18 protein-coding genes are annotated in these 23,297 nt (G+C 70.1%); 4 read left to right on the forward strand and 14 right to left on the reverse strand.

Annotated features, from left to right (window positions below; all coding sequences use genetic code 11):
• Window positions 1–352: 352 nt before the first annotated feature.
• The 8 genes from BM362_RS44935 to BM362_RS44970 all read right to left on the reverse strand — a co-directional run bounded on the left by BM362_RS44935 (window position 353) and on the right by BM362_RS44970 (window position 10,649).
• Window positions 353–3,367, reverse strand: coding sequence for a helix-turn-helix transcriptional regulator (locus BM362_RS44935; RefSeq protein WP_093577297.1), 3,015 nt, complete (start codon window positions 3,365–3,367; stop codon window positions 353–355).
• An 844-nt stretch (window positions 3,368–4,211) separates the two neighbouring features.
• The gene (locus BM362_RS44940) at window positions 4,212–4,418 is read right to left on the reverse strand and encodes a hypothetical protein (RefSeq protein WP_067595118.1); all 207 of its coding nucleotides are present in this window, start codon (window positions 4,416–4,418) and stop codon (window positions 4,212–4,214) included.
• Window positions 4,419–4,603: 185 nt separating this feature from the next.
• Window positions 4,604–4,801 carry a DUF397 domain-containing protein gene (locus BM362_RS44945; protein ID WP_037809881.1) on the reverse strand — a complete coding sequence of 66 codons (198 nt, stop codon included), beginning with the start codon at window positions 4,799–4,801 and terminating at the stop codon, window positions 4,604–4,606.
• A 13-nt stretch (window positions 4,802–4,814) separates the two neighbouring features.
• Entirely contained in the window at window positions 4,815–5,714 is a 900-nt protein-coding gene (locus tag BM362_RS44950; RefSeq protein WP_067595120.1) for a helix-turn-helix domain-containing protein, read from the reverse strand.
• A 417-nt stretch (window positions 5,715–6,131) separates the two neighbouring features.
• On the reverse strand, window positions 6,132–7,034 hold the full coding sequence (locus tag BM362_RS44955; RefSeq protein ID WP_067595123.1) for an acyl-CoA thioesterase: 903 nt from the start codon (window positions 7,032–7,034) through the stop codon (window positions 6,132–6,134).
• A gap of 91 nt (window positions 7,035–7,125) precedes the next feature.
• The gene (gene pyk / locus BM362_RS44960) at window positions 7,126–8,550 is read right to left on the reverse strand and encodes a pyruvate kinase (RefSeq protein WP_093577298.1); all 1,425 of its coding nucleotides are present in this window, start codon (window positions 8,548–8,550) and stop codon (window positions 7,126–7,128) included.
• A gap of 156 nt (window positions 8,551–8,706) precedes the next feature.
• Complete coding sequence (locus tag BM362_RS44965; RefSeq protein WP_093577320.1) at window positions 8,707–9,372, reverse strand: DUF2461 domain-containing protein; 666 nt, start codon at window positions 9,370–9,372, stop codon at window positions 8,707–8,709.
• Between the two features lie 59 nt (window positions 9,373–9,431).
• Window positions 9,432–10,649, reverse strand: a complete 1,218-nt coding sequence (locus BM362_RS44970) for a glycoside hydrolase family 18 protein (RefSeq protein WP_067595130.1) — start codon at window positions 10,647–10,649, stop codon at window positions 9,432–9,434.
• A gap of 169 nt (window positions 10,650–10,818) precedes the next feature.
• On the opposite strand from BM362_RS44970, the gene BM362_RS44975 reads away from it, so the two are divergent.
• Window positions 10,819–11,121, forward strand: coding sequence for an ArsR/SmtB family transcription factor (locus tag BM362_RS44975; protein WP_202506792.1), 303 nt, complete (start codon window positions 10,819–10,821; stop codon window positions 11,119–11,121).
• Between the two features lie 10 nt (window positions 11,122–11,131).
• Entirely contained in the window at window positions 11,132–12,568 is a 1,437-nt protein-coding gene (locus tag BM362_RS44980; RefSeq protein WP_067595136.1) for an aromatic amino acid ammonia-lyase, read from the forward strand.
• 79 nt (window positions 12,569–12,647) lie between these two features.
• Here the strand turns inward: BM362_RS44980 and BM362_RS44985 are convergent, their stop codons facing one another.
• The gene (locus tag BM362_RS44985) at window positions 12,648–15,464 is read right to left on the reverse strand and encodes an ATP-binding protein (protein ID WP_093577299.1); all 2,817 of its coding nucleotides are present in this window, start codon (window positions 15,462–15,464) and stop codon (window positions 12,648–12,650) included.
• Window positions 15,465–15,632: 168 nt separating this feature from the next.
• Between BM362_RS44985 and BM362_RS44990 the strand changes: the two genes are divergently transcribed.
• Complete coding sequence (locus BM362_RS44990) at window positions 15,633–17,378, forward strand: putative Ig domain-containing protein (protein ID WP_093577300.1); 1,746 nt, start codon at window positions 15,633–15,635, stop codon at window positions 17,376–17,378.
• Between the two features lie 45 nt (window positions 17,379–17,423).
• Here the strand turns inward: BM362_RS44990 and BM362_RS44995 are convergent, their stop codons facing one another.
• The 3 genes from BM362_RS44995 to BM362_RS45005 form a co-directional block, all read right to left on the reverse strand.
• On the reverse strand, window positions 17,424–17,858 hold the full coding sequence (locus tag BM362_RS44995; protein ID WP_067595143.1) for a VOC family protein: 435 nt from the start codon (window positions 17,856–17,858) through the stop codon (window positions 17,424–17,426).
• A gap of 9 nt (window positions 17,859–17,867) precedes the next feature.
• A complete protein-coding gene (locus BM362_RS45000; RefSeq protein ID WP_244287494.1) occupies window positions 17,868–19,142 on the reverse strand; it encodes a S41 family peptidase in 1,275 nt (424 codons plus the stop codon).
• Window positions 19,143–19,229: 87 nt separating this feature from the next.
• Window positions 19,230–20,255: a 6-phosphofructokinase gene (locus BM362_RS45005; protein ID WP_093577301.1), complete on the reverse strand. Its 1,026-nt coding sequence runs from the start codon at window positions 20,253–20,255 to the stop codon at window positions 19,230–19,232.
• Window positions 20,256–20,545: 290 nt separating this feature from the next.
• On the opposite strand from BM362_RS45005, the gene BM362_RS45010 reads away from it, so the two are divergent.
• Window positions 20,546–21,637: a 3-deoxy-7-phosphoheptulonate synthase gene (locus BM362_RS45010; protein ID WP_093577302.1), complete on the forward strand. Its 1,092-nt coding sequence runs from the start codon at window positions 20,546–20,548 to the stop codon at window positions 21,635–21,637.
• A gap of 297 nt (window positions 21,638–21,934) precedes the next feature.
• Here BM362_RS45010 and BM362_RS45015 read toward each other — a convergent pair whose 3' ends face one another.
• Both BM362_RS45015 and BM362_RS45020 read right to left on the reverse strand, forming a co-directional pair.
• Window positions 21,935–22,423 carry a polyadenylate-specific 3'-exoribonuclease AS gene (locus BM362_RS45015; protein WP_067595152.1) on the reverse strand — a complete coding sequence of 163 codons (489 nt, stop codon included), beginning with the start codon at window positions 22,421–22,423 and terminating at the stop codon, window positions 21,935–21,937.
• Between the two features lie 20 nt (window positions 22,424–22,443).
• The gene (locus tag BM362_RS45020; protein WP_067595154.1) at window positions 22,444–23,205 is read right to left on the reverse strand and encodes a lysophospholipid acyltransferase family protein; all 762 of its coding nucleotides are present in this window, start codon (window positions 23,203–23,205) and stop codon (window positions 22,444–22,446) included.
• Between the last annotated feature and the right edge of the window lie 92 nt (window positions 23,206–23,297).

Here is a 23,297-nt window from a genome sequence, read left to right on the forward strand (position 1 = left end):
AGGACGCCCGCCAGGATCACGAAACGCCCGCCAAGCCCCCTCACACAACCCCGGCAAGACCAAGAAAACGGACACCAAAGGTTAAAACTTAAGCTCAGGGTTCCCCTCACGACCCTCGACGGTCCCGCCCCGCGCCCCGCCGGGATGCGCCCACCGCGGCCGATGCACCCAGCAGTCGAGGCACCCAGCCCCTCCCCCGCACCCCGATACGAAGCCTCCCTGCGGGCGGCGGGTGCTTGTCAAGGCATCTTTCCCGCCTTGACAAGCACCCGCCGCCCGTCAGCACAATCAAGCTTCGGGGTGCCCCACGCAACCACCCGGGCGCGATGTCGCCCCCAGAGCGACGAGCCGCTCACTCCGGAGCAGTAAGCAACCCCCGCTCGTAAGCGATCGCCACAGCCTCAGCCCGCCGGCTGGCCCCCAGCTTCGCCATCACCCGGGAAAGATGCACACTCACCGTCTTCTCGCTGATGTACAACTCCTCCCCCACCTGCCGATTGGTCCGCCCCAGCGCGACCCGCTCCAGCACATCCCGCTCCCGGTCCGTCAGCGGATTCACCTGCGGCCGAGCAACGGGAACCGCCTCGACCCCGGACAACTCGACCCGAGCCCGGCGCGCCACATCCCGCACCGCATCCCGCAACGGAACAGCGTCCAGCTTCACCGCCACCGAATGCGCCGCCTCCAGGGCTTCCGCCGCCCCCGGCCGTCCAGCGGCCAGCAACGCCTCCCCCTGGTGCCACCGGCACACAGCCTGTTCGTAAACCGCCCCATACGAATAAGCCCCGGCCGCCGCACCCCACAGCTCAGGATCCGCCGGACCCTCCAGCCCGGACGCGGCAGCCTCCATCCGGGCCAGCCAAGCCCGCCCCTCCGGCCCCATAGACCCTGACCGGGGGTGCCCTTCGGCAGCGCAACGCCGCCCATGCTCCAGAAGCCGCCGCCCAGCAGCCACAAACGCGTCGGCCGCGGCCAGATCCCCCTTGGCCCGGGCCTCCGCGGCCAACGCCGCCGCCGACGGAATCGCCAGCGCCACAATCCGGATCCCGCCGAGCAGCGCGGTCTCGACCTTCTCCAGCCAAGACACCACTTCGTCGGTAATCCGCAGTGCCTCGGCGTGTTCGCCACGCCAAGCAGCCAGCTCGATCGCAGCGTCGCCCGCCGACAAGGCGATCTGCAGATCCGCCGTCCACTGCTGCCGAAGCCCCGGCAACGCCTTGGCCGCGTCCGCGAACCGCCCGCGTCCCACCAGGAACAGCACCCAGTTGGCCAGAATCCGCGCGGCGACCGCACTGGACACGCCCCGCCGGGCGCGCCCCGCAGCGTCCTCCTTCGGCCAATCTCCGCTGAGGTACCGCAGATAAAGGAGCCGAGCGCGCAACTCCAGCCCGTACGCGCTCCAGGTAAGCCCGACCGCCTCGGCTCTCTCGACCCCGCGCGCGGCGTGAGCGAGCGCTAGATCCATCTCCGCCTGGTCGTCGTAGCTGAGGGCGAGGAAGTACATCGCCCGAATCTCGACGTTCAAGGCACCGGCGTTGTGCGCCTTGCCCTCGGCCTCGCACAACCGCTGACGAGCCTCGACCGGATCACCTGCGCCGTCGGCCAACGTGCCCAGCGTGACCAGCGCCGACGCCTCAGCACCTACCGCCCCGACAGCGCGCGCGTCAGCGACCGCGGTGTGCGCACTGGCCAGCGCCTCGTCCGGCTGATCGAGCAGCCGCTGGAACCCGGCCCGCGAAGCCAGCACCCAGGCCCGCGCCCCGCTCGGCTCCCGATCCGCGACCAGCTCCCAGGCCCGCTCGATCGCCTGAACCGCCTCGTCGAACGTGCCTTCCAAGGTGAGCAGCGTTTCCGCCAGCCGACGCCACACCTTCGCCGCGTGTTCCGGCGACGCGTCCGGTTTGAGAGCTTCGGTCGCTGACCGCGCGTACGCCACCGCGCGCTCCGGCTCGCCCGACGTGCCGGCGAAGTACGACGCCTCGCTGAGCAGCTTCAGTTCGCTAATGCCTTCCGGACGGTTCTCCGGGGCCACCGCGTCCCAAATGGACTGTGCCTGCTCGATATGCCGCAGCGCGGCGCCCGGCGCGCCAAGCTTTTCCGCTTCGTTCGCGGCACGCAGCAACGCGGACAGGGCAGTGTCGAAGTCCCGGCTTTCCAGACTGTGGAAGGCGAGCTTCGCGTCGTGGCCGCGACCCTGCGGCATCGACTGGATCCGCGCGGCGTACCCCGCGTGCATCCGCGTGCGCTCGCCGGGCAGCAGATCGCCATAGACCGCTTCCTGCAGAAGAGCGTGCCGGAAGGTGTAGAAACCTCTCTCGATGACCAGGACGTGGTGCTGCACGGCTTCCCGCAGCGCCTCGTCCAACTCCAAGTCGCCGATCCCCGCCACTTGCGCGAGCGCGGCATGCGACACCGACTCGTTCGCCACCGAGATGACCCGCAGCACCCGGCGCGTCTCCGCGGGGAAGCGTTCGAGCCGGGCGAGGAGGACTTCGGCGAGCCCGGCGGGGAGATCCTGACAGTCGGCGCCGGTGGCGAGGAGTTCCTCGACGAAGAACGGATTGCCCTCGGACCGTTCGGCGATGTCCGCGACCACGTCCGGCGACAGCGGTTCCTCGGCCAGCGCCGCGACGAACGCCCGCGCGTCAGCCGGTCCGAACGGCGCGAGCGTGAGCTGTTCCACGGTGTTCAGCCGGACCAGTTCGGACAGCAGGCCGCGCAGCGGATGCCTGCGGTGGACGTCCTCCTCGCGGTAGCTGCCGACGACCAGCAGCCGCTGCGCGCGCAGGCGGCTGAGCAGGAAGGACAGCAGGTTGCGGGTGGAGGAATCCGCCCAGTGCAGGTCTTCGAGCAGGACGACCACCGGCTGCTCCTGGCCGACCTCGGTCAGCACCCCCAGCACCGCGTCGAACAACTGGAGCTGGCCGAGGTCCTGCTCGGGCCGCACCCGGCGGAAGCCCTCGCGTTCCCCTTCCGAAACCTGCCCGTGGTCGCCGGTGGCCGCGGGCTGCGGTTCGCCGCCTTGCGGCAGCAGCATCCCGAGCGCGGACCGCGCCCGCACCGCGGCCGACACCGCGGGATCGGCCGACGACCCGAACGGAGCCAGCGCCTCGGCGAAGGGCAGGTAGGGCAGACCGCCGTCGCGCACGTCGATGCACCGGCCGGTGAGCACGAGCCCGCCGCAGCCCGTGACGTGCTCCCCGAGCGCGGTGAGCAGGCGGGTCTTGCCGACCCCGGCATCACCCGCGATCAGCACCGCACCTGCTTCTCCGCGTTCAGCGCGCGCGAAGGCCGCGCGCAGCCGCCGCATCTCCTGTGTGCGGGCGACGAGCGGAATACCAGAACCGAGACGAGGCACGAGATGCATTCTCACCTACACCCCCGACAGTTCCGACATGGATTTCGCCGTGGCGGCCGGTGATCTCCGTCCGACCGGCGGACGAAGGACCCTTCAGGCGACCAGTGCGGGCTCTCCGGGGACCGGCTTTTCCGGGTGGTCCCGGTCTGATGGGCGCGGGGACCGCAGCGAGCTTCCGGCGGGAAGGGAGCCGGATGGCTCGCGGTGGCGCGTCCGATCGGGACGCACCCCATGCCCCATTCGGCGCGCGAGACGCACCCGATGCGGCATGGGGGCGGTCGCGGCGGAGGAGCACCTCGCGCGGGCGATGCGGGATCGGGTCCCTGCTCGGCGAGCGAAGCGGTCCCGGTCCGAACCGGCGGCGAGCGGTCCGGTTCCCCGTCCCGCCGGGCGAAGCCGGACAAGATCCGGCAGGCGGCACTCGCCCAGGATCCGATCGGGCAGGCAAGGCAGCGAAGCGGAGCCAGATCCGGCCCCGGACGAAGCCGAACAAGAACCGGCGGGCGGCACTCGCCCAGGATCCGATCGGGCAGGCAAGGCAGCGAAGCGGAGCCAGATCCGCCCCCGGACGAAGCCGAACAAGAACCGGCAACCGGCACTCGCCCAGGACCCGGCCGGGCAAGCAAGGCAGCGAAGCGGAGCCAGATCCGCCCCCGGACGAAGCCGAACAAGAACCGGCAACCGGCACTCGCCCAGGACCCGATCGGGCAGGCAAGGCAGCGAAGCGGAGCCAGACCCGCCCCCCGGACGAAGCCGAACAAAATCCGGCGGACGGAGCGGCCGCCCCGGAAACCCGGTTCCGGCTCAGCCGCCCCGCCCGGCCCCCTTACCGTCCCCGACCCGGTCCCGGGGCTCATGCGCTATGTCGCGCCCTGGCCTCCGGCACCGTCGCCGTGCGCCTTTCCTGGCGGGGCACCTCGACGTTCGTGATGCGGTGCGCGCGCACCCAGCGCACGACCCGGTTGCCCCGGCTCATGCGCGCGTGGCGGGCGGCGCGGCGCAGTTCGGCCATCCGGTAGTCGACCTCGGCGCGGGTGGCGTCCCAGTGGTAGTCGCTCATCGTGTTCTCCCCAGCGAGTGGTCGTTCCTTGACGACGTCCACTTTCGTGCTGAGGGACCGCCCCGGGCATCAGGTGATCGCCTACACCCGGACGCGAAAAGACCCCTTACCCGCGCTTTCGACTAGGGAAGTCCAGGTCGAGCGGGGTAAGGGGTCTCCGTGCCGCGATCAGCCGGGCGAACGGATCAAGCCTGCCCCTGGCCGCGCACCGCGTCCAGCAGCGCCTGCCAACCGGCGGCGGGCAGGCGGAACGCTCCGCCTTCCGGGTCTTTGGAATCGCGCACCGCGGCGCCGCCTGCGACGAAGGCGACCTCGACGCAGTCGTTGCCGCCGCCGCTGTAGCTGCTCTTGCGCCACTGGGCACCGGAAAGGTCGGCCATCATGGTCCCCACATCCTCACTGTCTCGGGTCGGTGTTCCTCGGTTTCTGAACCACGGCGGCCTGTTCGGCGAACCGGCCGGCCGCGTCGGTGATCAGCGCCACCGAATCGTCCGGTTTCAGCGCTGCTGCGCGCAGATGGTCGAACATCAGCGCGTAGCGCCGGACGTCGTCGGGCTGTTCGAGGTACAGGCCGCTGGAAGTGCTGTCGTCGACGTAGACCACGTCGGGATCGGCCTGCTCGGGGAAGCCCATGATGAGGAACGGTCCCTCCATGCCGGGGTGCGCCCCGGCTCCGAACGGCACCACCTGGACGGTCACGTTCGGCTTTTCCGCCATCGCGGTGATCCGGTACAGCTGCTCGGCCATCACCTCGGGGCTGTCGACCACGCGGTGCAGCACCGCCTCGTCGATCACCGCCCAGTACTCGACCGGCGGGTCGTCGGCCAGCAGCTGCTGGCGCGCCATCCGCGCGGCGACCCGGCGGCGGGTCTCGGACTCTTCGGCGTCCGGGCGCAGCGCGCGGATCACCGAGAACGCGTAGCGCTCGGTCTGCAGCAAGCCCGGAACCAGCAGCGCCTGGAACGCGCGCAGCGAGCTCGCGTCGGCTTCGAGGCCGACGAAGGTGCCGGTGAAGACTTCGTTGTACGCGTGCCACCAGCCGCGTTTGCGCGCTTCGCGCGCCAGCTGGACGAGCGCCTCCTGCTCGTCGCCGGTGATGCCGTACAGCGCGAGCATGTCCCTCGCGTCGCGCGGGGTGACGCCGACGTGGCCGGTCTCGATGCGGCTCACTTTGGACGCCGAGCACTCCAGCTTTTCGCCGACCTCGTCGATGGTCAGATCGGCGGCTTCGCGCAGCCTCCGCAGCTCGCTCGCGAGGCGCCGGCGGCGAACGGTCGGTCCCTGGCCTCTCGCCACGGCAGCACCTCCGGTCCGTATTGTTGCCCGCACTGCATATCTAACCAGGTGATCGACTTGTCAGTGGAGTAATCACACCGGCGAATTCCGGCGGGCGCTCCGGGAAGTCGCCGAGACCTCGTTCCGACCTGCATTATGCAGAGTGCGCTTGTACTCTGGCATCCTGCGGGCCGAGACGCGGATCCAGCCGCGCCGACCGCCCTGAGCAGCGTAGACGACGGCCGTCCGGGGCCATTCGCGACTACCGCGAAAACCGGATGACGTGGTGTCCGGGGCCGCCCCCCGACCGGCCCCGGGCACCTTCCCTCACCTCGCGGGTATTACCCAAACGTGTTTCCCCGCGCAATTCCGCCACGGCCGCGTGGCAGTTTTCGGTGTTTTCCTCTGCGGACAGCCACGCTGAGTGGTCGTCGGTCCTTATCGGACCCGCAGCAGTCCTTCTTGGACCACGGTGGCGACATGCAGGCCGTCGCGGGTGAAAAACCGTCCGGTGGCGAGCCCGCGGGCACCCGAAGCGCTCGGCGACGTGCTGTCGTAGAGGAACCACTCGTCAGCCCGGAAGGGACGGTGGAACCAGAGCGCGTGGTCGAGGCTCGCGCCGAGCACCTTGTCGACGTCCCAGTACACGCCGTGCCGTGCGAGCACCGAGTCAAGCAGCGTCATGTCCGAAGCGTAGGTGAGCACGCAGACGTGCAGCAGCTGGTTGTCGGCCAGTGCGCCGTCGGCCCGCATCCAGACGCGGTGGTGCGCCGGGCGTTCGCCGGTGGTGCGGGTGACCCACGGCGGCTCGCCGACGTAGCGGATGTCGATCGGCCGCGGGATCTCGCTGAAGCGCAGGCCGTAGCCCGCGGTCAGCTCGGGGAAGGTCGGCAGCGATTCGGGATCGGGCACGCCGGCCGGCATCGTCTCGGCGTGGTCGATGCCCGGCTCGTCCTTCTGGAAGGACGCGGACAGGGAGAAAATCGCCTTGCCGTGCTGGACGGCGACGACGCGCCGGGTGGTGAACGAGCGGCCGTCGCGGATGCGGTCCACTTCGTACACGATCGGGACGCTCGGGTCGCCGCCGCGGATGAAGTAGGCGTGCAGCGAATGGACCCGCCGCTCCTCCGGAACGGTCCGGCCCGCCGCGACGAGCGCCTGCCCGGCGACCTGCCCGCCGAACACCCGCACCGACGAGTGGGCGGGCGAGACGCCGCGGTAGATGTTCTCTTCGATCTTCTCCAGGTCGAGCAGCGCGACGAGCTTGTCCAGCACCGGCTGCCCGCCGCCACCGGGGCTCGTGTCGAGTTCGGTGGCGGCTTCCCTGGCCATCTCAGTCATGCCGAAAATTTACAGTGGCGCGCAGCGCCTCCGTTGAGGGTGGCGGAGGGGAGGAAGGCGAAGCCTCTGCAACCGGGTTCCGGCAGGTCCCTTATGCGTGGTCGTCTTCACCGAGCCGGTGGACGTGGATCAGGTTGGTCGACCCGACGGTCCCGGGCGGCGAGCCCGCGACGATCACCACGAGGTCGCCGCGCTGGTACTTGCCCATTTCGAGCATCGCGTGGTCGACCTGCTGGATCATCTGGTCGGTGGAGTCCACCCTCGGCACGATCTGCGTCGTGGTGCCCCAGGTCAGCGCCAGCTGGCTGCGGACGCTCTGCTCCGGCGTGAACGCCATCAGCGGCAGCCGCGTGTGCAGCCGCGCGAGGCGGCGCACGGTGTCCCCGGACTGGGTGAACGCGACCAGCGCCTTGGCGTTGAGCCGCTCGCCGATGTCGCGGGCGGCGTAGGAGATCACGCCCCGCTTGGTGCGCGGCACGTGCGACAGCGGCGGCACGACCGGCGAATCCGTCTCGACGGCCTCGACGATCCGGCCCATGGTCTGGACCGTCTCGATCGGGTACCGGCCGACGCTCGTCTCGCCGGACAGCATCACCGCGTCCGCGCCGTCGAGGACCGCGTTGGCGACGTCGGAGGCCTCGGCGCGGGTCGGGCGGGAGTTGCTGATCATCGACTCCAGCATCTGCGTGGCGACGATGACCGGCTTCGCGTTCTCGCGGCAGATCTGGATGGCGCGCTTCTGCACCAGCGGGACCTGCTCAAGCGGCAGCTCGACGCCGAGGTCGCCGCGGGCGACCATCACCGCGTCGAAGGCCAGCACGATGGCCTCGAGGTTGTAGACCGCCTCGGGCTTCTCGATCTTCGCGACGACCGGCAGCCGTCCCTTGCCTACGCGGTCCATCACCTGGTGCACGAGGTCGATGTCGGCGGGCGAGCGCACGAAGGACAGTGCGATGAAGTCGACGCCCAGCTGCAGCGCGAACTCCAGGTCCTCGATGTCCTTGCCGGACAGCGCGGGCACCGAGACGTCCATCCCGGGCAGCGACACGCCCTTGTTGTTGCTGACCGGGCCGCCCTCGGTCACCTCGCACACGACGTCCGGGCCCTCGACGTCCTTGACCACCAGGCCGACCTTGCCGTCGTCGACCAGCAGCCGGTCGCCCGGCTTGGCGTCCCTGGCGAGTCCCTTGTAGGTGGTCGAGACCCGGTCGTGGGTGCCCGCGACGTCCTCGACGGTGATCCGGACGACGTCGCCGGTGCGCCACTCCGCCGATCCGCTGGCGAACGTGCCCAGCCGGATCTTCGGTCCCTGCAGGTCGGCGAGGATCCCCACCGCCCGGCCACTTTCGGCGGCCGCGGACCGGACCAGGTCGTAGACCTGCTTGTGGTCGCTGTGGCTGCCGTGGCTGAAGTTCATCCTCGCGACGTCCATCCCGGCGTCGACGAGTGCCCGCATCTTCTCCGGGGTGGAGGTCGCGGGACCCAATGTACAAACGATCTTCGCGCGTCGGCTCACGTCCGGAGAGCCTAGTCGCTCGGGCCGCTCGCGTCTGTACCGATCCCGAAACTCCGGCCGGAGATCGCGGGAAGGATTCAGTTCCGGGCACCGGCGAGCGCTGGGCGCCGCCGCCTCCCCGCCGGTCCGGAATCACCCGCGCGGGGGATGCCCGGATCAGCGGCGCGGCTGCTCGCTCGCCCCCACGCGGTCGCGTGCCCACTCGTTGAACTTCCGCAGCTGGCGCCACGATTTCCGGACTCGGTCCAGCGCCTCGCGCTCGTGCAGGAAGTCGTCCGGCTCCCAGCCGCGTACGGCGTACACCGAGCGGTGCCGCAGCAGGTCGAGGCGCGGATGGTCCTCGGCGAACCCGCGCGGTTTGGACTTCAGCCGGTCGCCGAGAATTTCCCAGCCCGCCTTGCGCAGGCTCGCCAGGATCTTCTCCAGCGCGGGCCCGTGCAGTTCGGTGTCGACCGCCGTGCGGTACCGGGCCAGCTGGTCCGGGGCCAGGTGGAAGCAGCCGCCGCCGACGCGCAGCCCGGCCGGGCCGACCTCGACGTAATAGGCTCCCCCGCCGCGGCCGGACTCGATCACGCCGCCGCAGTGGGTCTTGTACGGCGTCTTGTCCTTGGCGAACCGGACGTCGCGATAGGGCCGGAACACCTTCGCCTCCCCGAAGCCCGCGCCGAACTCCGGCTCCAGTTCGGCCAGCAGCGCCTCCATCGGAGCCCGGACGTGCTCCTTGTAGATCGCCACGTGGTCGTCCCAGTAGGCCTTGGTGTTGTCCGCGAGCAGCCCGTCGTAGAACTCGACGGCGTGCTCCCCGAATCCGCTGAACTTCACCCGCAGCACGATAAACCGGGGCGCCGACAGAACCGGCGCCCCGGCTGCGTCGAGCGGGCTTACTTGGCGAGTGCCGTGATCAGCTCGCCGTTCGAAGTGTCGCCGGACAACTCCCAGAAGAAGGTGCCGCCGAGACCCTGGGACCTCGCGTAGGAGGTCTTGCCCGCGATGGTCGACGGGGTGTCGTAACTCCACCAGTTCGAACCGCATTTGGCGTACGCGGTGCCCGCGACGGTTCCGGTCGCCGGGCAGCTGGTCTTCAGGATCTTGTAGTCCTCGATGCCCGGCTCGTACTTGCCAGGGGCCGGTCCGGTCGCGGTGCCGCCCGGCGCGCTCTGCGTGACGCCGGTCCAGCCGCGGCCGTAGAAACCGATGCCCAGCAGCAGCTTCGACGCCGGGACGCCCTTGCTCTTGAGCTTCTGGATGGCCGCGTCCGAATAGAAGCCCTGCGTCGGCAGGCCGTTGTACGACGTCAGCGGCGAGTGCGGCGCGGTCGGGCCCTGCGCGGCCCAGCCGCCGAAGAAGTCGTACGTCATCACGTTGTACCAGTCGACGTACTGCGCGGCACCCGCGTAATCGGCGACGTCGAGCTTGCCGCCGTCGCTGCCGTCGGCGGTGATCGCGGCGGTGACGAGCTTCGACGAGCCGAACTTCGCCCGGACTGCCGCGAGCAGCTTCTTCAACGCGTCGGGACCGCTCGTGTCACACGTGAGACCACAAGCGTTCGGGTACTCCCAGTCGAGGTCGATGCCGTCGAACAGCCCGGCCCAGCGCTTGTCGTTGACCAGGTTGTAGCAGGAATTCGCGAAGGCTTCCGGGTTCTTCGCGGCCTGGCCGAAGCCGCCGGACCAGGTCCAGCCGCCGAACGACCAGATGATCTTCAGCCCGGGGTGCTTGGCCTTCAGCTTCTTGAGCTGGTTGAAACTGCCCGCGAGCGGCTGGTCCCAGGTGTCGGCGACGCCGTCGACGCTGCCCGCCGCGTCGTAGGTTTTCTGGTAGTCGGCCCACGCGTCGCCGATCGCGCAGCCGCCGTTCGCGACGTTACCGAAGGCGAAGTTGAGGTGCGTGAGCTTGTTCGCCGACCCGGACGTTTCGACGTTCTTCACGTGGTAGTCGCGGTCGTAGATGCCCCAGTCGGTGAAGTAGCCGACCACCTTGCCGGACGCGGCCTCGGTTCTCGCGGGCGCGGCCGTCGACGCGGCGGGGACGAGCGCGGCCGCGGCGGCGAACGCCGCGGTCGCCAAAGCCAGCAGGCGTGTTCTGCGCAAGCGAAGCATCGTTGCTCCCTTCAGGAGTCACCGTCGGTGACGAACTGGCAACGGCAGGGACAAAGGCACCGTAAGTGGACTAGACCACCAGGTCAATGGTTTAGACCATAAAACGGACATTCGGCGGTACGCGCATTCCTTGACAGGCATATGCGCCGCGAGGCAGATTTCCGGGGTGATGCAGACCTTCGACGTGCTGGCCGAACCCCGCCGCCGCGCGCTGCTCGACCTGCTGCTGGAGGGCGAGCGGTCGGTCGGCGAACTGGTGGCCGAACTGCGGCTCAGCCAGCCCGCCGTGTCCAAGCACCTGCGCGTCCTGCGCGAGGCAGGGCTGGTGAGCGTGCGGGTGTCCGCGCAGCGCCGCTGTTACCGGCTGCGTGCCGAGCCGCTGGCCGAAGTGGACGCGTGGCTCGCGCCCTACCGGCAGTTCTGGGCGAACCGGCTCGACGCGCTCGAACAGCGGCTCGACGAAACCGAGTGAGGAGCACGCCGTGATCCGAGTGGACGGCCGGACCCTGCGGTGTGCCGACGTGGTCACGGCGGCACACACCGAAGGCCCGCTGGCGATCGACGTGTCCATCGCCGCGCTGCGCGCCGCCGAGCACTCGTGGAAGCTGGCCGAGGACCTGAGCACCCGGCGAGTGGTCTACGGCCGCACCACCGGCGTCGGCGCGAACAAGGACGACGCGGTGGACGAGCCCGCCGAACACGGCCTTCGCCTGCTGCGCAGCCACGCCGGCGGCAGCGGCGAACTGCTGCCGGACGGCCAGATCCGCGCGATGCTGCTGATCCGGCTCAACCAGCTGCTGGCCGGCCGGTCCGGAATCAGCCCGGAACTGATCGGTGCGCTCGCCGAAGCCGTGCGCACCGGAGCACTGCCCGTGGTGCACCGGCTGGGCGCGATCGGCACCGGAGACCTCGCTCCTCTCGCGGAAACCGCGCTCGCGTTGGCTGGGGAACGCGATTGGGCGATCGGCGCGGTGCCACCGGTTCCGGTGCACGCGGGCGACGCGTTGGCGTTCATGAGCAGCAACGCCGCGACGCTCGCCGAAGCGACTCTCGCCGCGATGAGCCTGGACACGCTCACCCGCGCGAGCCACGCCGTCGCCGCGCTCACGTACGTGGCTCTCGACGGCAACCCCGAGGCGTACGCGACGCCTGTGCACGAAGCGCGTCCGCACGCCGGACAGGTGGCGTGCGCAGCTGAGATGCGTCGGCTGTTGGGCATGCACGGCACGCCCAAGCCGGGGCGTCGGCTTCAGGATCCCTTCGGGCTGCGCGCTTTTCCTCAGGTGCAGGGTCCCGCGTTGGACGCGATCCACTATCTGCGTGACGTGCTCGCCGTGGAGATCAATGCCAGTACGGAAAATCCGATGATCTCCACGGTGCACGGCGACGCGTACCACCACGCGCACTTCCACACCGCGTATGTCTCGACTGCACTCGACCAAGCCCGCGCGACGGTGCATCAGGTCGCGGAGCTGTCCGTGGCCCGGTTGGGGGACTTGGTGGAACCGGAATTCACCGGCTTGCGGCCGTTCCTCGCGGTCGGGCCGCCGGGGAGTTCCGGGGTGATGATCCTGGAGTACGTGGCGCACGACGCGCTGACCGAACTGCGGCAGGCGGCGTTGCCCGCGACGCTCGGGACTGCGGTGGTGTCGCGTGGGATCGAGGACCACGCGAGCTTCTCGACCCAGGCCGCCCGGGCAGCTGCCGCGGCTGCGGCGGCTTATCGGCAGGTGCTGGCTTGCGAACTGGTGGCGGCGGTACGGGCGTTGCGGATCCGGAGGGCGGAGCTGGTGGATCTGCCGGTGCGGGCGGCGTTCGCGGCTGCGGCGGGGGTGCTGGACGAGCGGCTGGAGGATCGGCCGTTGACTGAGGACATCGCGAAAGCTGCTGGGGTGCTCGACGAACTGGCTCGGATCTGACTGACCACAGTGGGCATTCGCTCCCACCGACGTCCGTGCGGGGAAATCTGCTTCCCCCGGGGTTCCCCGCACGGACGGATCACTCCTCCGCCAAGGCATCCCGCCGCAAAGCCGTGAACAACTCCTCCGCCCGCTCCCGCTCCCGAGCCGCGGCCACAGAGTCCCCGAGGCGGTCCGACAGCTCGGCGTGCGCCGCACTGACCCGTGCGAGCAGATAAGGCGAAGCCATCCGTTCCGCCAACGAACGCGCCTCCGCCATACTCTCCTCCGCCGAGGAAAGGATCCCGCACCGGAGAAAAGCAAGCCCCTGCACCCGGAAAGCATCCGTGCGGGCCAGGATGTGGTCGATATGCTCAGTACACGCGACAGCCTCCGCAGCGGTCTCCCCGGCGGCAACCGGGTCACCGGCGGCCAGTTGCGCTTCGGCGAGGAACGGCAAGGCGTCGGTCATCTGCCAGCTCCGTTCCCCTCGCAGCGCGAGCAAAGGCAGCAACCTCCGTACTCCTCGCTCAGGGCGGCCCGCGCGCACGTCGTTCTCCGCCAGCTGGGCGGAGGCGTTGCAGATAATGTCGGCATTGTCGCTTTCCTGGCCCAGTCGGATCACTTGGGCCAGGTCGTCGGCTGCCGCGTCGTAGCGGCCGCAAGCTGACCGCAGGCCGCCGCGCCCGATGAGGGCCATCGCGCCGCACATGGGCGAGCGGCCGTGTCCGGCCAGTTCCAGTGCCTGGCTGAACCGCCGTCGGGCGTCGCCCCAGCGGCCGACGTAGATCGCGCTCGCGCCGACGTTGCAGACCGATCGGCTGAGCAATTCCCGGTCGCCGAGTTCTTCGGCCAGCCGGAGGATTCGCGCGAACTGCCGGTCGGCCCGGGCCAGTTCGCCGCGGTAGTGGTGCAGCACGGCGACCCCGGTCAGCGCGCGGACGACGATCTCCCGGTCGCCGCACAGCTCCGCGGTGGCCGCGGCGGTGTGCAGATCCGCCAGCGCTTCCTCGTTGCGGCCGAGCAGGCGCAGCGCGAGTCCGCGGCGCAGGTGTCCGCCCGCTAGGCCATGCTCGTCTCCCGCCGAACCTGCCGCGACGATCGCGGCCGTGGAGACCTCGACGGATTCTCGGTAGCGCGTGCTCTGGTAGAGATTCGCGGCGCGAGCCAGCCGTAACCGTACGGCCGATCCGCCGGGCCGGTCCTCGGTCAGCGTCGGAGCGATCCGGGCCAAGCCCTCGCGCGGAGTACCGCGTTGGTAGTGCAGGTAGCCGATCCTCGCGATCACGAGACGTTGCCGTTCCTCGTCGCCTTCCTTGCGGTACACCAAAAGCGCCCGTTCGGCGGCGGCGAGCGCGGCGTCGTACCGACCGGCGGCGGCGAGCGCGTCCGCCCAGGCTTCGGCGGCTTCGGCGACCGCGGCCTGGGAACCGGTGCGGTCCAGCAGGTCGGCCAACGCACCCAGGTGCTGGGCGGCCGTGTCGTGCGCGGCTTGCCTGCTGGCTTTTTCCGCTGCGTGCCGCAAGGTCTGCGCGGCGCGTTCGGTGTCCTGTGCGTGCGTGTAGTGGTAGGCCGCCGCCGCGCCGCCCAATGCCTCGGCGAGCCTGCGGTGCAGCACATGCCGACGGCTCGGCGGCAGGTCCGCGTTCACTACCTCGGCGACCAGTTCATGCGTGAGCCGGACACCCTCGGCGTTCTCGTCCAGCAGCCGCGCGGTGTGCGCGGGAGCCAGCACTTCGGACAATTCGGCCGGATCCAGCCCGGCAGCCGCGGCCAGGACGTCCGGGTCCATCCGCTGCTGCCCCACTGCCAGCAGGGTGAGCACTTCGGCCGTGCGTTCGGGCAGCGAACCGACCTGCCGCCGCACCGCGTGTGCGAGCCCCCACGGCAGTTCCGCGGGCGGTTTGCCGGATCTGCCCAGTACGTGCCCCAGTTGGACCAGGAACAACGGGAGTCCGCCGGCGAGCCGGAGCACCCGGTCGCGGGCGGACTGCCCGACCTCGGTTCCGGCACTGTGGTGCAACAGCGTCGTCGCGTCGTCGTCCGCCAGCGGGGCCAGCGAATGCTGTGTCAGCAAACCTTTCCGGTACAAATCGAGCAGCGTGTCGGCCAACGGCTCGGCCGCGGCGATTTCGGTGTCGCGGTAGGCGGCGAGGAAGCGGACGCGGTCCGGCCGGACGTCCTGGACCAGCGAAGCCAGCAGCGCCAGTCCGTCCGGACCGGCCCATTGCAGGTCGTCCAGGATCACGAGCACGCCACGGCGCCGCGCCAGCGTGTCGAGAAACCGCGCTGCTTCGGCGAACATCAGCCAGCGGGCAGGAGCCGGTTCGGCGGTGCGCTGTTCGGGAAGCAGGAATGCCAGACCACCTCCGGCGGGATGCTCGGAAACGCGCCGCGCGAACGCTTCGGAGAGCGGCGCGTACGGCTCTCCGCCATACCGGGAGCACGCCGTCGAGAGCACCGCCGTTCCCCGCGCTTCGGCCAGCGTCGCGGCTTCGGCGAGCAGCCGGGTCTTGCCGATTCCGGTTTGTCCCGCGAAGACCAGAAACGGCCTGCCTGTGCCGGAAATGTGCTTGTCCAGCAAGGCGTGTTCCTCGGTGCGGCCGATGAGGTCCGGTGCCGGCCGAGGCGGCGGGACGGGGTGGCCCGGCGGCTGTCGCCTGCCGCGCCGGGCGGCTGCGAGCAGTTCCGCCCGGCTGTCCTCGGGCAGCGCGAGACCGTCGGCGAGCAGCTGCACGGTGACTCGCCGCGGATGCCGTTGCCCGCGTTCGAGATTCCCCACGCCGCGCGTGCTCAGCCCGCAGCGCTGCGCCAGTTGTTCCTGGGTCAGCCCGGCCGCCCGGCGCAACCGGACCAGCGTCCGGTCGAACGTTTCCGTCGCGCCGTCCGGCATGTCCCGCACCTCCCGCCGGTCCATGGTCGCTCGCCCGGGGACGGGCGGCCATCCTCCGAAGGTCGGGTTCCTCCTCCCGGCACAACGGCCGGTTGTGCCGGTTGTTCCTGGTTCCGCACCGCCTCGGTGAAATCCAATGGCGGCACCGCTTTTCGCCCGTCTTCCGGGCAGCGGCGTACGAGGAAGGACGCGATGATGCGTGCAGGAATGACCTTGAGACGGCTGGCCGCCGCCGGTGCCGCGCTCGCTCTCGGAGCGGGGGTGGCGGCGATCTCGGCCCCGGCCGCGGACGCCGGACCCCAGCTGAGCCCGGCGTCGTGTGCCAACGCGCCCGCCGGTTACGCGAAATGCCAGGCCGTGCAACTGGTTTCGTCCGGAGCCCGCCCGGCCAGCGCGATGAGCCCGGCCGACCTGCAGAAGGCCTACGGCGTCGCCGGGATGAAGAGCGGCGGCACCACCGTCGCGATCGTCGACGCCTTCGACGATCCGGGCATCGAGAAGGACCTGAACGACTACCGGTCGCACTGGAACCTGGGCTCCTGCACCAAGGCGAACGGCTGCCTGACTGTGGTCGGCCAGGACGGCACGAGCACGCTTCCGTCCAAGACCGACTCCGGCTGGGCGACCGAGATGGCCATCGACGTCGACGCGGTCAGCGCGCTCTGCCCGGACTGCAAGATCCTGCTGGTGGAGGGCAACAGCAACGAGGACAGCGACCTCGCGGCGGCGGTCGACAGCGCGGTCCGGCTCGGCGCGAAGATCGTGTCGAACAGCTACGCCGACCATGAAAGCGCGATCCCCTCAGACGCCGAGCAGCACTACAACCACCCGGGCGTCGCCATCCTCGGCGCCACCGGCGACTGGGGCAGCGAAAGCGGTGCCCAGGCCGAATACCCGGCGACCTCGCCCGAGGTGGTCGCGGTCGGCGGCACCACGCTGACCGCGTCCGGCGGCGGCTACTCCGAAACCGCCTGGAACAAGGCGGGCAGCGGCTGTTCGAGCAAGTTCAGCAAGCCCGCGTTCCAGAACGGGATCAGCACCGCGTGCGACAATCGGGCCACTTCGGACATTTCAGCCGACGCGGATCCCAACAGCGGCATCACGATCTACGTCAACGGCCAGCAGTCGCAGTACGGCGGCACCAGCCTCGCCACCCCGATCGTCGCCGGCATCTGGGCATTCGCGGGCACGCCGAAGGACGGCGACAACGCCGCGTCGTACCCGTACGCGCACACCGGCGACTTCAACGACGTCACCTCGGGCAGCAACGGCAGCTGCGGCACCGTGATCTGCAACGCGGGCACCGGCTGGGACGGCCCGACCGGCCTCGGCACCCCGCACGGCGTCACCGGCCTCACCCCCGGCGGCGGCACCAACGGCAAGCTGAGCGTCAGCAACCCGGGCACCCAGAACAGCGTGGTGGGCAAGGCGGTTTCGCTGAAGGTCACAGCCTCCGGCGGCACCTCGCCCTACACCTACTCGGCGGACGGCCTCCCGGCCGGGCTGGCCATCGACGGCAAGACCGGCTCCGTCACCGGCACGCCGAGCGCCGCGGGCACCAGCGACGTCACCGTGACGGCCACCGATTCCGCCGGGGCGACCGCGCAGGCTCCGTTCACCTGGACCGTCACGACGGCCCCGGTGGGCAAGCTGACCGCGAAGTTCACCACGGACTACGACTACGGGTTCGGCGCCTTCGCGCACTTCACGATCACCAACGGCGGTTCGTCGGCGGCGAACGGCTGGACGCTGTCGTTCGACCTGCCCTCGAACGAGTCGCTGTCGATGACGAACCCGGGCACCGCGTCCGCCTCCACCGGGCACGTCGTGATCACCGGCCAGAACAGCGTCCCGGCGGGCGGCAGTCTCACCGTGACGCAGTTCTACCAGGTGTCGGGCGGCGCGTTCACCGCTCCGGCCAACGTTTCGGTTTCCTGAACCGGCGGCCGCCGTGCCGTGGCCTTCACCGGCACGGCGGCTTCCTCAGTCCAGGCAGAACTCGTTGCCTTCGACGTCCCGCATCGGGATGCAGGACTCGTTCACCTCGTCCGCGACCAGCACCTGCACCACCGACGCCCCCAACGCCGTCAGCCGTTCGGCCTCGGCCTTCAGCGCCGCCAGCCGTTCCTCGCCCACCAGACCGGTGCCCACGCGCACGTCGAGGTGCACGCGGTTCTTCACCACGCGGCCTTCGGGCACGCGCTGGAAGTACAGCCGCGGACCGACCCCGTTCGGATCGACGCAGGCGGACGCCGCGCCCTGGTGCTCGGCAGGCAGCGAACGGTCGAACTCGGCCCAGTCGGCGAACCCTTCCGGCGGCGGCGGCACGACGTACCCCAGCGCCTCGCACCAGAAGCGGGCGACGCGCTCGGGTTCCGCGCAATCGAAAGTGACCTGGAACTGCTTGACCGACCCCATGCGCTCACCTTACCGGCGGGCTGCGGCCAGCGCCGGGTCTCTTCCGGCGGCGAGGTCGTCCGGGGCGAAAACCGGGACCCGGAGGTCCGGGCCGATGCCGGTGCCGTCGTAGGCGCGGCCGCGGGAGTCGAGGTACTCCTCGTTCGGCAACGCCACCGTCCAGCCCGGCTTCGGCAGCGTCCGCTCCAGCAGGTCCGAGAAGGCGCCCTGAGTGGACTGTCCGATCAGGACCGGCCGCGGATGCCGGTTCAGCAGTGCTTGCAGGAAGGTCTCCCCCGCTGAGACGTCCAGGCTGCCGGTGAGGACCGTCAGCGGGCCGGTGTAGCGCGGCGCTGCCGCAGGGTGCACGAAGAACGGTTGCGGCACGGTGAACCGGGTCGGGTCGTCCGGGTCGTTGCGCGCGCGTTTGGCGTAGGCGAAATGCGGGACGCCGGTCAGCCGGGCGGCGACTTGCAGGCCGAGCGGGTCGTCCCCGCCGCCGTTGACGCGCAGGTCGAGGATCAGGCCGCGCAGCGTGTGCACCCGGTCGGCGGTGAAGATTTCGTCCAGCGCTTTCGCCAGGACCTTGCTGCTGGCAGCGAAAGTGCCGGCGTAGTCGTGGAATCCGCTGATCCGCAGGTATCCGCGGCCCTCCGGCAGGTCCGCGTAGGCGATGGCTCCGGATGCCCACCGCTTGATCGGCGCGCCGAGATTCGCGTCGGCTACGGCGATCGCGCGCGGGACAGTCGTGTTCAGCTCCGGAGTGCCTGGTCGCGGAAAAGAGCAGTGCCGGCCCGCCGCGAGCAGGCCGGCATGAGCGTCGTGCAGCGGACGGATCAGTCCACAAAGGATGTCGAAGAGCCGTTCCGGATGTGCGGCGGCCTCGCGGCGGGCAGCGTCCCCTTCGGACTTCCAGTCGACGCCTTTCGCGCCGAAGAAGGGATAGTTCTCGGCAAAGGTGTGCCAGAAGACGTCGAACAGGTCCGCTCCCGAAGCCTGGCACGCGGACGGCAGACCCCCCGGCACCCGACGCAACGACCGCGCGCCGAGGTTGTCGTCGAAACTCATCCTGCCCGCCCGGACGGTGACGACCGAGCCTTCGTTCGTGGAAAACGTCGTGCCGTCGCCAGTTCCGGAAAGAGTGCCGGGCAGGCAACTGGCCTTGGTCACGTCGTAGGTCGTCAACTTGCCGCCGGACACCTGGACCAGCTGCCCGTAACCGTCGGTCCGCCAGACACCGTCCACAGTGGAAGGAGGGGCCGCGGTCACCGAGAGCATCGTCAAGCCCGCCAGAAAGATTCGCACGAGCCGAGGGTAGAAAAAAGCCGGGGGCGCACGGAATACCGCGCGCCCCCGGCACTGTGGTGGGGTTGCCCCCACCACAGGAGAGCCTCAGCCGAAGAAGACTTCGGCTTCCTGGTACCGCTCCAGCGGAACGGTCTTCAGTTCGGCCGTCGCCTCGGACAGCTTCACGCGCACGATGTCGGTGCCCTTGAGCGCCACCATCACGCCGAAGTCGCCGTCGGCGACCGCGTCCACCGCGTGCAGGCCGAAGCGCGTCGCGAGAACCCGGTCGTAGGCGGTCGGGGTGCCGCCGCGCTGGACGTGGCCGAGCACGACCGCCCGCGATTCCTTGCCGGTGCGCTCGGAGATCTCGTCGGCCAGCCAGTTGCCGATACCGCCGAGCCGGACGTGCCCGAAGGCGTCCTTCTCACCGGTCAGCAGCTTCTCCTCGCCGCCCTCGGGCAGCGCGCCCTCGGCCACGACGATGATCGGCGCGTACTCCTTTTCGAAGCGGCGCTCGACCCACTGCACCACCTGGTCGACGGAGAACTGGCGCTCCGGAACCAGGATCACGCTCGCGCCGCCGGCGAGGCCGGAGTGCAGCGCGATCCAGCCCGCGTGCCGTCCCATGACCTCGATGACCAGCGCCCGGTGGTGCGATTCGGCCGTGGTGTGCAGCCGGTCGATCGCCTCGGTGGCGATGGAGACCGCGGTGTCGAAGCCGAACGTGTAGTCGGTGGCCCCGAGGTCGTTGTCGATCGTCTTGGGCACGCCGACGACGCCGATGCCGTCGTCGGTCAGCCGCTTGGCGACGCCGAGGGTGTCCTCGCCGCCGATCGCGACCAGCGCGTCCACGCCCTGGTCGGCGAGCACCTTGCGGATCTGGTCGACGCCGCCGTCGACCTGGTACGGGTTCGTCCGCGACGACCGCAGGATGGTGCCCCCGCGGGTGAGGATGTCCTCGACGTCGGCGAGGCCGAGCGGCCGGCTGTCGCCGGTCAGCGGGCCCTGCCAGCCGTTGCGGAAGCCGACGAACTCCCAGCCGTGCACCTCGACGCCCTTGCGGACCACCGCGCGGATGACCGCGTTCAGGCCGGGGCAGTCGCCGCCCCCCGTCAGCACACCGACACGCATCTGTTGCCTCCGTCTTTCCTCGCAGGGAGAGTGCAGTCACAGTCCGCGGACAGCGTAGCGGCTCGGATCTGGATCGGTGCAGGGCGGACCACCTGCCAATCCGGTCCGGATCGGGACGGTTCGAGGGTGTGTTACCGTGGCGGCGTGCAGCGCTATTTCTGGTTTACGAAGCCGGCCCCGGGTGGGCACGGCGGCGTGAACCTGCGCTGACCTCCACCCCGAGCCGGATCTCGAACCGGCTCGGCGATTCCCCCGCGGGTCGGTGTCCACCAGGAAGGAACCACCCGCTCATGAGCACCCGCCTCGTCGCCGCCCCCGCCGACGCGAGCACGCTGGACAACCGCCGCACGACGTCGGTCAGTCCCCTCATCTCGCCCGCGCTGTTGCGCGAAGACCATCCCGCGGACGCCGCGGTCGCGAAAGTGGTGGAAAACGGCCGCACGGAAACCGTCGACATCCTCGACGGCCGCGACGACCGCCTGGCCGTGATCGTCGGCCCGTGCTCGGTCCACGACCCCGAAGCCGCTCTCGACTACGCCCGCCGCCTGGCCGCCAAGGCTGAGACTCTGCGCGAAGACCTGCACCTCGTGATGCGGGTGTACTTCGAAAAGCCGCGCACGACGCTGGGCTGGAAAGGCCTGATCAACGATCCCGGCCTGGACGGCACCTTCGCCGTCAACAAGGGCCTGCGCCTGGCCCGGAAACTGCTCCTGGACGTCTCCGAACTGGGCCTCCCGGTCGGCTGCGAATTCCTCGACCCGATCACCCCGCAGTTCATCTCCGACATCGTCACCTGGGGCTCGATCGGAGCCCGCACCGCGGCCAGCCAGGTCCACCGGCAACTGTGCAGCGCCCTGTCCATGCCGGTCGGCATCAAGAACTCGACCGAAGGCGACATCCAGGTAGCCGTGGACGCGACCCGCGCCGCCGCCGCCTCGCACGTCTTCCCCGGCATCACCATGGACGGCCTGGCCGCCCTGGTGACGACCTCCGGAAACCCGGACTGCCACGTCATCCTGCGCGGCAGCTCCGCGGGCCCGAACTACGACCCGGCCTCGGTCGGGGAAACCCTCGCCCGCCTGGCGAAGTCCGGCCTCCCGGAACGAGTGGTGGTGGACGCGAGCCACGGCAACAGCGCCAAGGACCACGTCCGCCAGGCGGAAGTCGTCCGCGACCTGGCCGGCCGGATCGCTGCGGGAGAACGCGGAATCGCGGGCCTCATGCTGGAAAGCAACCTGGTCGCCGGACGCCAGGACCTGGTGCTGGGCCGCCCGGCGGACCTGACCTACGGCCAGTCGATCACCGACGCCTGCATGGACTGGGACACCACCGACGACCTGCTGGACACCCTGGCCGCCGCCGTCCGCACCCGCCGCCGCTGACCCGCTGTCCGTGAGGGGAACCCGCACGAACTCTGATTCCCTCAGGGTTCCCCTCACGACCCTCAACCGGAGGCGCGAGACCCCCTCACGGACCACTCCGCCCATCGCCACCGGCACCGGCACACCCCATCGCGACCACGCACCCCACCCCCAACCGCAGCCAGTGCACCCGCCCCACCAGGCACCCACACCACCCCCGCACCCCGATCCGAAGCCCCAAATGCGCACCATCAGCTTCGGGGTGCCCCACGCAAGCGACCGGGCGCAAGGTCGCCCCCAGGCGACGAGCCGCCCCCGTCACCGCCGCCGAAAAGCCTCCTCGATAACCCCCCACCGCTGCAAGTTATGCCGAGCATCCGCCAACGCGTCATGCTGATCCCCAGGCGCAGCAGGCAACTTGGGCTTCCCGGCGTCCTCCCACCGCTGACGGAGATCCCGGGTGAACCGAGGCAACTGCCGAGGCAACGCGGGCATCGGCCCCCACAACTGCGCCAACGCCACATGGTCGTAAGCCGCGAACCAGGCCCACAGCTCGATCCCCCCGGGCGGCTTCCCGAAGAACTCCAGCAGGTCCGCCCGGATCCGCTCCCGGCTCCGCCAAGCCGGATCCGCCGGAGACGGCAGTTTGGGCAGGACATTCTCCCGGACCCAAGCCCCGGCCCGCCCGGGGTCGAAGTCAGTGGACACGGCGTAGAACTCGCGCCCGCGCTCGTCAACGACACCGATCGACACCAGGTCAATCGTCACGCCGTCCTCGATAAACTCGGTGTCGTAGAAAAAACGCACCGGGGAACTCTAGTGGGGCCTTAGCCGGCCTTTGTCTCCGGCACCCGATCGGCGTCCAGAGCCCGCGGCTGAGCCGGCACCGCGGGCTCCACCCCGGCCGCCTCGGCGGCGAGCAGCTCCTTGGCCTTGGCCGCGTAAATGTCCACGTACTCCTGGCCGGACAGCTCCATCAGCGCGTACATGATCTCGTCGGTGATGGACCGTTCGATGAACCGGTCGCCGGCCAATCCCTCGTACCGGGAGAAGTCGAGCGGCTTGCCGAAGCGCACCTCGAGCCGCCGCGGCCACCACATCTTGGAACCGATCGGATTGACCTTGTCGGTGCCGACCATCGCCACCGGGACCACCACGCCGCGCGATTCGAGCGCGATCCGGGCGACGCCGGTCTTGCCCTTGTACAGCCGCCCGTCCGGGGAGCGGGTGCCCTCGGGGTAGATGCCGAGCAGGTGCCCGTCCTTGACCAGCCGGGTCGCGGTGTCGAGCGCGGCCTGCGCGGCGTTGCCGCCGGAGCGGTCGATGGGGAACTGGCCGACGCCGGTGAAGAACCACTTCTTGAGCAGGCCCTTGAACCCGGGCTCGGTGAAGTACTCCGACTTCGCCGGGAAGGTGACCTTGCGCTTGACCCGCAACGGCATGAAGAACGAATCCGCGACCGCGAGGTGGTTGCCCGCGAGGATGGCGCCACCCGTCTCGGGGATGTTTTCGGCGCCGACGACTTTGGTGGGCCACAGCGTCTTCAGCAGCGGCCCGATGAACACCCACTTCATCAGCCAGTACAGCACCGGGTTCCAGTCCTTTCCTGCCCGCGCGGGCCCCGGCAGGTCAGCGTACGGAACAAGCACCGGCCCGCACAACGCGAGAGCGGGCGGTCACC

Origin of the sequence: Amycolatopsis rubida (assembly GCF_900115345.1) — a bacterium.
GTDB lineage: Bacteria > Actinomycetota > Actinomycetes > Mycobacteriales > Pseudonocardiaceae > Amycolatopsis > Amycolatopsis rubida.